This is a genomic window from Streptomyces sp. NPDC020747 (assembly GCF_044334695.1).
In the GTDB taxonomy this organism is placed as follows: domain Bacteria; phylum Actinomycetota; class Actinomycetes; order Streptomycetales; family Streptomycetaceae; genus Streptomyces.
The window spans coordinates 1-13,057 of record NZ_JBIRTJ010000016.1 but is presented as its reverse complement, the minus strand read 5'-3'; the positions used below and the strand labels follow the sequence as shown (position 1 = coordinate 13,057).

Genomic DNA, 13,057 nt, shown 5'->3' with positions numbered 1-13,057 from the left:
CACATGTACCGCTGTGCCGTGGCGGCCCCCACGCACGACCGCACGTGCCCCATGCAAGTGGTTCCGCGTTCCGCCTTGTTCTGCCCGGACGGCCCCCAACCATCCGGTCCCCCCTGGCCGCGCGATCCGCGATCCGCGGCCACGCAGAAGGAGTCCGTGTTGAGACGCACCTCCCACAGACGCACCTCCCACGCCGCAGGTACTTCTCAGACCGTGGGTAGCTCCCGTTCCTCGTTCGCCTCCAGGTCCACCCGGCGCAAGGCCGCCGCCGGCGCGCTCGTCGCCGTCGCCGCCCTGCTCGCCGCGGCCGTCCAGACGAGCGCCGCCACCGCCGACACCGAACCCGCCCCGGGCAAGCTCGACAAGGGCTCCCTGGCCGTCAAGCTCTCCCCCGCCCAGCGCGCGGCGCTGATCCGTGACGCCGACTCGGCGAAGTCGGACACGGCGAAGGAACTCGGCCTGGGCGCACAGGAGAAGCTCGTCGTCCGCGACGTCGTCAAGGACGCCGACGGTACGGTCCACACGCGCTACGAGCGCACGTACGCCGGACTCCCGGTCCTCGGTGGCGACTTGGTGGTCGACACCGCCAGGTCGGGGAAGACCGAGGCCGTTACGCGCGCGGTGAAGGCCCAGCTCAAGGGCATCACCACCAGCGCGGCGGTGAAGCCCGCCGTCGCCGAGAAGCAGGCCCTGAAGGCCGCCTCGGCGGAGGGCTCGAAGAAGACCGAGGCGGACGGCGCGCGCAAGGTGATCTGGGCGGCCGACGGCACGCCGAGCCTCGCGTACGAGACGGTCGTCGGGGGCCTGCAGCACGACGGCACCCCGAACGAGCTGCACGTCATCACGGACGCGGCCACCGGCAAGAAGCTCTTCGAGTACCAGGGCGTCGAGACCGGCACCGGCAACACCCAGTACAGCGGCTCGGTGACGCTCGGCAGCGCCCAGTCCGGGTCGACGTACAACCTCACGGACACGACCCGCGGGAACCACAAGACGAACAACCTGAACCGCGGTACGTCGGGCACCGGCACGCTCTTCTCGGGCGCCGACGACGTCTGGGGCAACGGGGTCGCGTCGAACCTGGAGACGGCGGGCGCGGACGCCCACTTCGGGGCCGCGCTGACGTGGGACTACTACAAGAACGTGCAGGGCCGCAGCGGCATCCGCGGTGACGGGGTCGGCGCGTACTCCCGCGTCCACTACGGCAACAACTACGTCAACGCCTTCTGGCAGGACTCCTGCTTCTGCATGACGTACGGCGACGGCTCGGGCAACGCCAAGCCGCTCACGTCGATCGACGTGGCCGCGCACGAGATGACCCACGGCGTCACCTCCAACACCGCGGGCCTCAACTACAGCGGTGAGTCGGGCGGGTTGAACGAGGCGACCTCCGACATCTTCGCGGCGGCCGTGGAGTTCTACGCCGGCAACTCGCAGGACGTCGGCGACTACCTGGTCGGCGAGAAGATCGACATCAACGGCAACGGAACGCCGCTGCGTTACATGGACAAGCCGAGCAAGGACGGCTCGTCCAAGGACAGTTGGTACTCGGGCATCGGCTCGATCGACGTCCACTACTCCTCGGGCCCGGCGAACCACTTCTTCTACCTCCTCTCGGAGGGCAGCGGCACCAAGACCGTCAACGGCGTCTCGTACGACTCGCCGACCTCCGACGGCCTGCCGGTGACCGGCATCGGCCGCGAGAAGGCCGCGCTGATCTGGTTCAAGGCGCTCACCACGAAGTTCACCTCGACGACCAACTACGCGGCGGCCCGCACCGGCACGCTCGCGGTCGCGGGTGAGCTGTACGGCACCACGAGCGCCGAGTACACGGCGGTGCAGAACGCGTGGGCCGGCATCAACGTCGGCGCCCGGCCCGGCGGCGGGGGCGGCGGCGGTACGTCGTTCGAGAGCACGACGCCCGTGTCGATTCCGGACAACGGAGCCGCGGTGACGTCGTCGATCACCGTCTCCGGCCAGGCCGGCAACGCTCCCACGAACCTGGTCGTCACCCCGGACATCACGCACACGTGGCGCGGTGACCTGGTCGTCGACCTGGTGGCGCCGGACGGCACGAGCTACCGCCTCAAGCCGTTCAGCTCCTCGGACTCGGCGGACGACGTCAACGAGCCGTACACGGTGAACGCCTCCTCCGAAGTCGCCAACGGCACCTGGCAGTTGAAGGTCCAGGACCAGGCGGCGCAGGACACCGGCAGGATCAATGGCTGGAAGATCACCTTCCCGCAGGCGTAACCGATCCGGGTGAGCGCCGGCCGCGAGGCCTGCGCAGGACCGGACACGCAGGGCGCCGCCCCGGGGATCCAACTCCCCGGGGCGGCGCCTTTTTGCCATGCCATTGCCACGTCATTGCCGCATCGATGCTGCGACCTTGCGACGGCCGCCCCACCCTTTACCAGGCCTTTGCCGACGATCAAGTCCGCGATCCGTACGCGGATCTTCGGGCAACGGACGATTTCCGGCCAACCTTTATTCGCCCCGCTGACATGTACAGGACTCAACTGGCAACGTTCACCCCGCATCACCGCTTACGGCACACCCGCACCGCAACTTCACAACCGCCCGACCGGTCCCCCATGCCAGTCGGACACCCCCCCACGAAGGAGCTTGTGTGACCCCCCTCTACGCGCGTCACAAGCGCACAACTCTGGCCATCGCCACCGCGGTCGCGGCCGGAGCACTCCTCACGACCGGTCTGACCACCGGCGCCTCCGCCCAGTCCCCGGCCGAGCGGCCCGGCGGGACGACCCTCGCCGCGGCGCCGGTCCAACTGACCGCGGCAGCCCGTACGAGCCTCATCCAGAAGGCCGACGCCGCCACGGCGGACACCGCCGACGAGATAGGTCTCGGCGCCAAGGAGAAGCTGGTCGTCAGAGACGTCGTCAAGGACGCCGACGGCACCACGCACACCCGGTACGAGCGCACGTACGCCGGACTCCCGGTCCTCGGCGGCGACTTGGTGATCCACGAGACCAAGGCAGGCGAGACCGAGGGCGTGACCAAGGCGACCAAGGCCGCCATCAAGGTCTCCGACGTCACCCCGGACATCGCCAAGTCCACTGCCGAGAAGCAGGCGTTGAAGGCGGCGAAGGCCGAGGGCAGCAAGGAGTCGGCCGCCGACAAGGCACCCCGCAAGGTCGTCTGGGCGGCCGACGGCAAGCCGGCCCTGGCCTACGAGACGGTCGTCGGCGGCTTCCAGCACGACGGCACCCCGCAGCAGTTGCACGTCGTCACCGACGCGCAGACGGGCAAGAAGCTGTACGAGTGGGAGGCGATCCAGACCGGCACCGGCAACAGCCAGTACTCCGGCAAGGTCACCATCGGCACCTCGCTGTCGGGCTCGACGTACCAGCTGAACGACACGTCACGCGGCGCCCACAAGACGTACAACCTCAACCGGGGTACGTCCGGCACGGGCACCCTCTTCACCGACGCGGACGACACCTGGGGCACGGGCGCGGCCTCGAACACCCAGACCGCCGCCGTCGACGCGCACTTCGGCGCCCAGGCCACCTGGGACTTCTACAAGAACGTCCTCGGCCGCAACGGCATCAAGAACAACGGCGTCGCCGCCTACTCCCGCGTCCACTACGGCAACGCGTACGTGAACGCCTTCTGGGACGACAGCTGCTTCTGCATGACGTACGGCGACGGCTCGGGCAACAGCAAGCCGCTCACGTCCCTCGACGTGGCGGGCCACGAGATGACGCATGGCGTCACGTCGAACACCGCGGGCCTCAACTACAGCGGTGAGTCGGGCGGGTTGAACGAGGCGACCTCCGACATCTTCGGCACCGCGGTGGAGTTCTACGCGGCCAACGCCTCCGACGTCGGCGACTACCTCATCGGCGAGAAGATCGACATCAGGGGCAACGGCACCCCGCTGCGCTACATGGACAAGCCGAGCAAGGACGGCTCGTCCAAGGACAGCTGGTCCTCCAGCCTGGGCGGCATCGACGTCCACTACTCCTCGGGCCCGGCGAACCACTTCTTCTACCTCCTCTCGGAGGGCAGCGGCGCCAAGACGATCAACGGCGTCAGCTACAACTCCTCGACCTCCAACGGCTCGACGGTCACCGGCATCGGCCGTGACAAGGCCGTCAAGATCTGGTACAAGGCGCTCACCGAGTACATGACGTCCACGACGAAGTACGCGGGCGCCCGTACGGCGACACTGAGCGCGGCGTCGGCACTGTACGGCGGCACGGCGAGCACGGAGTACAAGGCGGTCCAGGCGGCCTGGTCCGGGGTCAACGTCAACTGACACTCGCGGAGTTGGCGGTAGGCAGTTGATTGCAGGCAGTTGGCTCTAGTCGGTCGGGGCGGTACCCGGAACGAAGGCATTCCCGGGTACCGCCCTACTCTTGGTTCCCATGCCCTACACGTACGAGGACGTGGGTGCGACCCGCGACGGCCGGTGCCCACCCGGCTTCCATCCCCTGCACGTCCGCAGCCGCATCGGCGAGGGCCAGGAGATCTTCAAATCCGCGTCCCAGGCGGTCCTGACCTGGGAACTCCACAGAGCGGTGGGCGTCACGATCACGACGGACGCCCCGCAGGCGACCCCGGGTGCCGACGTCACCGTCGGCCTGGGGCTGCTGAAGGCCCCCTGCCGCATCGTCTGGACGGTCGACGAACCCCGCCGAGCCGGCTGGGCCTACGGCACCCTCCCCGGCCACCCCGAATCCGGCGAGGAAGCCTTCATCGTCGACCGCACGGGCGACGGCACGGTCTGGCTGACGATAACCGCCTTCAGCCGCCCGGCGAAGTGGTACGCCAAGGCGGGCGGGGCGGCGACCCGAGGCTTGCAGCACGCGTACGCGCGGCGGTGCGGGGCGGTGCTGCGGAAGATGTGCGAGGACCCCAAGGGCGACTTCCTGAAGTAGCCGAGGGCGACCGATTCCGCCGGAGCAGACATCGGGAGGGGCGTTCGTCTAGTCCGCCGCAGCCCGGATTCTCTTCTCCTGCGCGATGGCGACGGATTCCGGCACGGGCCGCGGCTTGCCGTTCTTCGACGGCGGAAGAAGGTACGTGGCCAGTGTGGTGCCGGTGCGGACGACGGACATCACGTTGCCGCCCCCGCTCGGGTCGAGCACATTGGTGATCCGATAGCCGACCACGTCGTCTCCCATCCGCTCCAGGGGAACGGAGGCGACAGTGAAGTCGTACGTCCAGCCGCGCTTCGACGTGGCGGTGAACCGGGTGCAGTCGGCGACGGCTCTCTTCAGCCCGGCCATCCACTGCGCGGCGGTGTCGCCGTCGTGGCTCGTCAGGGTCAGAGTACCGGGCGGGGCCGACGCCGGGGAACCGTCCGCCTCGATCGTCGCCCAGACCATGGCCCGCCGGGGAAGCCGGGGACGCACGCTCATCATGTCCGCGATGGGACGACAGACCGCCTGACCTGTCGTCACAACATCCTTGGCCTCCAACAGCGGAAGACTCTGCCGCTCCGCACTGAAGCCGGGCAGGTCGGCACTCTCGGGCAGCACGCCGGTCAACTGGGCCTTGGTGAGCGGTCCTTGACCATCGGCGGAGGACTTCGGCTCCCCGTCCCCCGGCCCACCGCACGCCGACAGCACAACCGTCGTGCCGATCACCAGCACAACAGCCTTCATGGCACGCCGCGCACCGCTCACCACTGATCCAACCCCCACCGATCGCCGACCGGGTCCGCGGCGCCCTGTCCTTGGCTCGCCGGACCCGAGCGACAACCCTAGACCAGCTCCGATCACGAGGCGCGAGGGTTCCCCAACCCCTCTTCCGCGCCTCAAACAACCTTGAGCGCAGGCGACTTCACCGCATCAAAACCCCCGCCCCCTCCCTCAACTCCTCCGAAGGCACCGCCACCAACCCCAACTCCGCGCCGGATGCCAGTAGTCGGTGTGTGGGCAGGATGCGGACCGTGTAGCCGAAGGGGCCGGTGCGGTCCAGGGAGAGTGGGCCCTCGTAGAGCCAGCGGCCCTCCGGGTCGGGGCCGCCCACCGGTTTGAGGGGGGCCGCCGTGCCGTCCGTGATGCCGTCCTCCGAGTCGACGCGGCCCGAGACCGCCTGGACCTCGACGTCGTCAGGGGCCAGGTCGCCCAGGCCGACGCGGACGCGCAGGGAGAGTGTCGTGCCGAGTTCGGCCGTCGGAGTCCCCGCCGAGGTCTCCACGTGGTCGACCGTGACGTGTGGCCAGGCCGCCCGCACCCGGGACTTCCACACCGCCAACTCCCTTGCCGAGGAAGGGGACATGGCGCGGTGGGCGTGGGCCGCCGGGGTGTAGAGGCGTTCCACGTACTCGCGGACCATGCGGCCGGCCAGGACCTTCGGGCCCAGGTGGGTCAGGGTCTGGCGGACCATCTCGATCCAGCGGTCGGGCAGGCCGGCCTGGCCTCGTTCGTAGAAGCGCGGGGCCACCCGCTGTTCCAGGAGCTCGTAGAGCGCCGACGCCTCCAGTTCGTCCCGGCGGTCGTCGTCCACCGCCGTGCCGTCCGCCGTGGGGATCGCCCAGCCGAAGTCCGGCTGGAACCACTCGTCCCACCAGCCGTCCAGGACCGAGAGGTTGAGGCAGCCGTTCAGCGCCGCCTTCATCCCCGATGTCCCGCATGCCTCCAGGGGGCGGAGCGGGTTGTTGAGCCAGATGTCGCAGCCGGGATACAGCTTCTGCGCCATCGCCATGCCGTAGTCGGGGAGGAAGACGATCCGGTGGCGTACGCGCGGGTCGTCGGCGAAGCGGACCAGCTCCTGGACCAGGCGTTTGCCGCCGTCGTCGGCCGGGTGCGCCTTGCCCGCCACCACGATCTGGATCGGCCGCTCGGGATGCAGGAGCAGGTCCATCAGCCGGTCCCTGTCCCTCAGCATCAGCGTCAGTCGCTTGTAGGAGGGGACGCGGCGCGCGAAGCCGATCGTCAGGACGTCCGGGTCCAGCACGCCGTCGATCCAGCCCAGTTCGGCCGTGCCCGCGCCGCGCTGCCGCCAGGACGCGTGCAGCCGCTCCCGCACCTCCGTCACCAACTGCTCGCGCAGCACGCGGCGCAGGTCGTAGATGTCCTGGTCGGGGATCTCTGCGACAGCGTCCCAGCGGTCCGAGGCGCCGACCGTCATCGCGTCCTCGGTGCGCTGCGCGCCGATCTGGCGGGCGCCGAGGCGGAAGACCTCGGGGGCCACCCAGGTCGGCGCGTGCACGCCGTTCGTGACGGAGGTGATCGGGACCTCGTCCGGGTCGAAGCCCGGCCAGAGCCCGGAGAACATCTCCCGGCTGACCTGTCCGTGCAACAGCGAGACCCCATTGGCGCGTTGGCCCAGCCGCAGGCCCATCACCGCCATGTTGAAGAGGTTCGGTTCGCCGCCTGGATAGGTCTCCATTCCCAATCGCAGAATGCGTTCGACGTCGATGCGCGGGAGTTCCGCTTCGGGACCGAAGTGCCGGGCAACCAGCTCCCGGTCGAAGCGGTCGATTCCGGCGGGCACGGGGGTGTGGGTCGTGAAGACCGTGCCCGCCCGGACCGCTTCGAGCGCGGCGTCGAAATCCAGGTCGTCATAAGACAGTTCGTGAATTCGTTCCAGGCCGAGAAATCCCGCGTGCCCCTCGTTCGTATGGAACACCTCGGGCCGCGCGTGCCCCGTCAGCCGGCAGTACGTACGCACGGCACGCACCCCGCCGATGCCGAGCAGCATCTCCTGGAGCAGCCGGTGCTCGCTGCCGCCGCCGTAGAGCCGGTCCGTCACGCCCCGCTCGCCGAGGTCGTTCTCCTCTATGTCCGAGTCGAGCATCAGCAACGGGACCCGGCCGACCTGGGCCAGCCAGACACGGGCGTGGAGGGACCTCCCGCCGGGGAGGGCCAGGGACACCTGCGAGGGGGTGCCGTCGGGCTCGCGCAGCAGGGAGACGGGCAGTTCGTTCGGGTCCAGGACCGGATAGTGCTCCTGCTGCCAGCCGTCCCGGGACAGCGACTGCCGGAAGTAGCCGTGCCGGTAGAGGAGTCCGACACCGATCAGGGGTACGCCGAGGTCGCTGGCCGCCTTGAGATGGTCCCCGGCGAGGATGCCGAGGCCGCCGGAGTACTGCGGCAGCGCGGCCGTGATGCCGAACTCGGGTGAGAAGTAGGCGATGGCGGCGGGGAGTTCGGAGGGCTGGGACTGGTACCAGCGGTCTCCGCTCACATAGTCCCTGAGGTCGTCGGCGGCCTCGGCGAGTCGCCGCAGGAAGCGCCGGTCCTCGGCCAGCTCGGCCAGCCGACCGGGCGAGACGCTCCCCAGGAGGCGTACGGGATCGCATTCGGAGGCGGCCCAGTGCTCGGGGTCCACGGACTGGAAGAGGTCACGGGTCTCGGCGTGCCAGGACCAGCGCAGATTGCGCGCCAGATCACTGAGGGGGTGAAGGGCTTCGGGGAGTACGGGACGCACGGTGAATCTGCGGATGGCCTTCACGAGCTTCCACCTTCACGGAGGACGTACCAGGACGGCGTATCGGCGTTGCGATGGCTGGGTGCGTATCGACGTTGCTATGGCTGGGCGTATCGGCGTTGCGATGGCTCGGCGTTGCGATGGCTCCGACGGATCAGGGCGATCCAACGCATCAGGGCGGTCTGGCGGACGCACGTCACTGTGCGCACTTTGTCACCCATGACGGTAGCGGCGAGGGTGCCTCCGCAACTACGGCGCGAAGTGCTCGGCGGGATGTGCCGTACTGCGACCGGGGGCCGATCACCACTGGTCGCGCCCGCGCGGCGGAGCCTTCGGCGGCAGGAGCCCGCGCCCCCTCGGAAGGGCCGGAAATCGCCGCAACCTTTACATGTCCGCCACGGGCGATATGGCCGATTCCGCCCCGTCGTGCGGCCTTGTGGCGCTTCACACCGCACGAGAGGCTGCCAAGTGGCGATCCGGTCACGGCTTCTCAGGGCCCGTACGGGGACTTGCCAGGTCTGCCAGAGCCCCGTCGGGCCCGCGCGCGCCACCGGCCGGAGCACGCCGAGTCGAGGAGGGGAACTCACACCATGGCAGTGACGCGCGAGCGGCGGCTGCACTGGGCGGGAGGCCTGACCGCGGTCATGACGGCCGCGGTGCTTTCGGCCATCACCCTGCCCGCACACGCCGCCCCCGAGGGGCAGATATCCGGCGCGGGCGGAGCGGGTTCCGTCAGCGGCAGCTACATAGTGACGCTCAAGGGGGGAACGAAGGCTCCGTCGAAGGCGGGCAAGGACCTCGCCACCAAGTACGGAGCGAGAATCAGCCACACCTACAGCACGGCACTCAACGGCTATGCGGTGAAGGTCGACGAGAGGCAGGCCAGGCGTCTCGCCGCCGACTCCCGCGTGGCCTCGGTCTCGCGGGACGCCACCGTGGCCGTCGAGCACCGGCAGACGGACCCGCCGTGGGGCCTCGACCGCATCGACCAGCAGGATCTGCCGCTGGACAGCGGCTACACCTGGCCGGAGTCCGCGGGCCAGGGCGTGACGGCGTACGTCATCGACACCGGCGTACGCGTCACCCACAAGGACTTCGGCGGCCGGGCGAGCTACGGCTGGGACTTCGTCGACAACGACGCCACCGCCCAGGACGGCCAGGGCCACGGCACGCACGTGGCGGGCACGATCGTGGGCACGACGTACGGCGTCGCGAAGCAGGCGAAGGTCGTCGCCGTCCGCGTGCTCGACGACGACGGCGCCGGTACGCTCTCGCAGGTCATCGCGGGCATCGACTGGGTGACCAAGAACGCCCGGAAGCCCGCGGTCGCCAATATGAGCCTCGGCGGGCTCGCGGACCCGCAACTGGACGCCGCGGTCCGCAACTCCATCGCCTCCGGCGTCACCTACGCGGTCGCGGCGGGCAACGACGGCCTCCCGGCGAGCCTCTACTCACCGGCCCGTGTCAAGGAGGCGATCACGGTCGGCGCGAGCGACCAGAAGGACGCGAGGGCGGACTTCTCCAACTGGGGCGCGCGACTCGATCTGTTCGCGCCCGGCGTGGACGTCACCTCGGCCTCCAACGCGAGCGACACGGGCAGGGCGACCTTCTCCGGTACGTCGATGGCGTCGCCCCACGCCGCAGGCGCGGCCGCGCTCTACCTGGCCGACCACGCCTGGGCGACACCAGCCGATGTCAGCAAGGCTCTTGTCGAGCGGGCCGTCTCCGGGAAGATGTCCAACGCCGGGCTCGGCTCACCGAACAAGCTCCTGCAAGTCGACAACCCCTAAGTATTTGCGCATTCACCGACCGGCCTCGTCCCGCGAATCCCCAAGCGATCCTTTACGGATCCTTGGCGGATTCTCATCGGACGAGGCCGGTCTTGTGTGTAGACATACGCGCGAGTAGTTAACAAAGTGCCGGATTGCCCACCCGAAAAGAGTGGGAAGGCTCCACCGGTACGCCCAGCAGGACCCACCTCCCCACACCCTCATCCGCCCACCCACGTTGACGCGGACAGGAGCGGTCATGCCCGCCATGCACCACCAGCCGTCACCACCCCCGACGCCCAGCACCACCGAACCCCCCGGCCAGGGAGAGAAAGCCGACCGGCCACAGCCACCGAAGGCCAGGACCGCCAAGCCGGCCAAGGCAGCCAAGCCGCCCAAGCCGTCGACGACCACCCCCAAGAGCGCCACCCGCCGCACGCCCGCCCCCACCCCCGTCCCGGGAAGCGGCCCTCTGATCGGGCGCATCCCCGTCCTGGACGTGCGCCCCCTCGTGCAGGGCGGGCGCCGCCCCGCGAAGGCCGTGGTGGACGAGCTCTTCGAGATCTCCGCGACGGTCTTCCGCGAGGGCCACGACGCGGTCGCCGCGAACGTCGTCCTGCGTGGTCCGGACGGCCGCTCGGGCCCCTGGACCCCGATGCGCGAACTGGCCCCCGGCACCGACCGCTGGGGCGCCACCGTCTCTGTACCGCAGCCCGGCCGCTGGACCTACACGGTGGAAGCCTGGGGCGACCCGATCACCACCTGGCGCCACCACGCGCAGATCAAGATCCCGGCGGGCATGGACACGGAGCTGGTCCTGGAGGAGGGCGCGCTGCTGTACGAGCGTGCCGCGACCGGCGTACCGAAGAGCAAGGGCCGCCGTGACGCGATCCTCGCCGCCGTGGAGGCCCTGCGCGACACCGACCGGCCCGCCGCGGCCCGTCTCGCCGCCGCGCTCACGCCCGACGTGGACCACGTCCTCGCGCGCCACCCCCTGCGCGAACTGGTCTCGTCCGCCGAGCCACTGACCCTGCTGGTGGAGCGGGAGCGGGCGCTGTACGGCTCCTGGTACGAGTTCTTCCCGCGCTCGGAGGGCGCGGTGGTCGAGGACGGCAAGCCGCCGGTCACCGGCACCTTCAGGACCGCCGCGCGACGGCTGCCCGCGATCGCGGAGATGGGCTTCGACGTGGTGTACCTGCCACCGATCCACCCCATCGGCACGACCTTCCGCAAGGGTCCCAACAACACGCTCGACGCGGACCCGCACGACGTCGGGGTCCCCTGGGCGATCGGCTCACCGGAGGGCGGGCACGACGCCGTCCACCCCGACCTCGGCACGATCGACGACTTCGACGCCTTCGTACGGCGGGCGGAGAGCCTGGGTATGGAGATCGCCCTGGACTTCGCGCTCCAGTGTTCGCCCGACCATCCGTGGGTGGAGAAGCACCCGGAGTGGTTCCACCACCGCTCGGACGGCACGATCGCGTACGCCGAGAACCCCCCGAAGAAGTACCAGGACATCTACCCGATCGCCTTCGACAAGGACATGCCGGGCCTGATCCAGGAGACGCTGAGGGTTCTGCGGTTCTGGATGAGTCACGGGGTGCGGATCTTCCGCGTGGACAACCCCCATACAAAACCGGTCATCTTCTGGGAGCAGGTGATCGCGGACATCAACCGCACCGACCCCGATGTCATCTTCCTCGCCGAGGCGTTCACCCGCCCGGCGATGATGCACACGCTCGGCGCGATCGGTTTCCAGCAGTCGTACACGTATTTCACCTGGCGCAACACCAAGGAAGAACTGACCGAGTACCTCACCGAGTTGTCGGGCGAGGCAGCCGCCTATATGAGGCCCAACTTCTTCGCCAACACCCCCGACATCCTGCACGAGTTCCTTCAGCAGGGCGGGCGGCCCGCCTTCGAACTGCGGGCCGTGCTCGCCGCGACACTGTCGCCGGCCTGGGGTGTCTACAGCGGATTCGAGCTGTGCGAGAACGTCCCGGTGCGGGACGGGAGCGAAGAATACCTGGACTCGGAGAAGTACCAACTACGTCCGCGAGACTGGGAGTCGGCGGAGCGCGAGGGTCGTAGCATCGCCCCTCTGATTGCCGAACTCAACGCGGTCAGGCGCCGTAGTCCGGCCCTGAGGCAGCTGCGCGACCTGCACTTCCACCAGGCGGACCAAGAGGCGGTGATCGCGTACTCGAAACGAAGCGGATCGAACACGGTTCTGGTGGTCGTGAACCTCGACCCTCACCACACCCAGGAGGCCACGGTCTCGTTGGACATGCCACGACTCGGCCTCGACTGGCACGAGTCGTTCCCGGTGCGCGACGAGCTCACCGGCGAGACCTACCACTGGGGCAGGACCAACTACGTACGCCTGACGCCAGGCCACCGGCCCGCGCACGTACTGACCGTCCTGCGACCGTCCTCACCGCCAACCGGAGGGTCACCCACACCATGATCGTCAACGAGCCCGTCCCTGACACCTTCGAAGACACCCCGGCCAAAGACCGGGACCCCGAATGGTTCAAACGCGCCGTCTTCTACGAAGTCCTCGTCCGCTCCTTCCAGGACAGCAACGGCGACGGCATCGGCGACCTCAAAGGCCTCACCGCCAAACTCGACTACCTCCAATGGCTCGGCGTCGACTGCCTCTGGCTCCCCCCCTTCTTCAAATCACCGCTGCGCGACGGCGGCTACGACGTCTCCGACTACACGGCGGTACTTCCGGAGTTCGGTGATCTGGCCGACTTCGTCGAATTCGTCGACGCCGCCCACCAACGCGGCATGCGCGTCATCATCGACTTCGTCATGAACCACACCAGCGACCAGCACCCCTGGTTCCAGCAGTCCCGCAACGACCCGGACGGCCC

General features: G+C 69.2%; 8 protein-coding genes. 6 read left to right on the top strand and 2 right to left on the bottom strand.

Going from position 1 to position 13,057, the window contains the following annotated elements:
- Nucleotides 1-213: 213 nt before the first annotated feature.
- The 3 genes from ACH4YP_RS35140 (at nt 214) to ACH4YP_RS35130 (ending at nt 4,904) form a co-directional block, all read left to right on the top strand.
- Nucleotides 214-2,253 carry a M4 family metallopeptidase gene (locus tag ACH4YP_RS35140; protein WP_398494932.1) on the top strand — a complete coding sequence of 680 codons (2,040 nt, stop codon included), beginning with the start codon at nt 214-216 and terminating at the stop codon, nt 2,251-2,253.
- 376 nt (nt 2,254-2,629) lie between these two features.
- Entirely contained in the window at nt 2,630-4,282 is a 1,653-nt protein-coding gene (locus ACH4YP_RS35135; RefSeq protein WP_398494930.1) for a M4 family metallopeptidase, read from the top strand.
- Between the two features lie 109 nt (nt 4,283-4,391).
- Nucleotides 4,392-4,904, top strand: a complete 513-nt coding sequence (locus ACH4YP_RS35130; RefSeq protein ID WP_361072452.1) for a DUF1990 domain-containing protein — start codon at nt 4,392-4,394, stop codon at nt 4,902-4,904.
- A 48-nt stretch (nt 4,905-4,952) separates the two neighbouring features.
- Here ACH4YP_RS35130 and ACH4YP_RS35125 read toward each other — a convergent pair whose 3' ends face one another.
- Both ACH4YP_RS35125 and ACH4YP_RS35120 read right to left on the bottom strand, forming a co-directional pair.
- Nucleotides 4,953-5,633, bottom strand: a complete 681-nt coding sequence (locus ACH4YP_RS35125; RefSeq protein WP_398494928.1) for a hypothetical protein — start codon at nt 5,631-5,633, stop codon at nt 4,953-4,955.
- Nucleotides 5,634-5,811: 178 nt separating this feature from the next.
- Nucleotides 5,812-8,430, bottom strand: a complete 2,619-nt coding sequence (locus ACH4YP_RS35120; protein ID WP_398494927.1) for a glycosyltransferase family 1 protein — start codon at nt 8,428-8,430, stop codon at nt 5,812-5,814.
- A gap of 566 nt (nt 8,431-8,996) precedes the next feature.
- Here ACH4YP_RS35120 and ACH4YP_RS35115 point away from each other — a divergent pair.
- The 3 genes from ACH4YP_RS35115 to ACH4YP_RS35105 form a co-directional block, all read left to right on the top strand.
- Nucleotides 8,997-10,196 carry a S8 family peptidase gene (locus tag ACH4YP_RS35115; RefSeq protein ID WP_398494925.1) on the top strand — a complete coding sequence of 400 codons (1,200 nt, stop codon included), beginning with the start codon at nt 8,997-8,999 and terminating at the stop codon, nt 10,194-10,196.
- Nucleotides 10,197-10,434: 238 nt separating this feature from the next.
- Nucleotides 10,435-12,645 carry a maltotransferase domain-containing protein gene (locus tag ACH4YP_RS35110; RefSeq protein ID WP_398494923.1) on the top strand — a complete coding sequence of 737 codons (2,211 nt, stop codon included), beginning with the start codon at nt 10,435-10,437 and terminating at the stop codon, nt 12,643-12,645.
- Nucleotides 12,642-13,057: alpha-amylase family glycosyl hydrolase (locus ACH4YP_RS35105; RefSeq protein ID WP_398494922.1), on the top strand; the 416-nt coding region annotated here is incomplete at its 3' end. The genes ACH4YP_RS35110 and ACH4YP_RS35105, both read left to right, overlap by 4 nt.

Excerpts from the sequence above, each read along its gene's own strand:
- ACH4YP_RS35130 (WP_361072452.1), top strand. The coding sequence starts at position 4,392 with ATGCCCTACACGTACGAGGACGTGGGTGCGACCCGCGACGGCCGGTGC.
- ACH4YP_RS35125 (WP_398494928.1), bottom strand. The coding sequence starts at position 5,633 with ATGAAGGCTGTTGTGCTGGTGATCGGCACGACGGTTGTGCTGTCGGCG.
- ACH4YP_RS35115 (WP_398494925.1), top strand. The coding sequence starts at position 8,997 with ATGGCAGTGACGCGCGAGCGGCGGCTGCACTGGGCGGGAGGCCTGACC.
- ACH4YP_RS35110 (WP_398494923.1), top strand. The coding sequence starts at position 10,435 with ATGCCCGCCATGCACCACCAGCCGTCACCACCCCCGACGCCCAGCACC.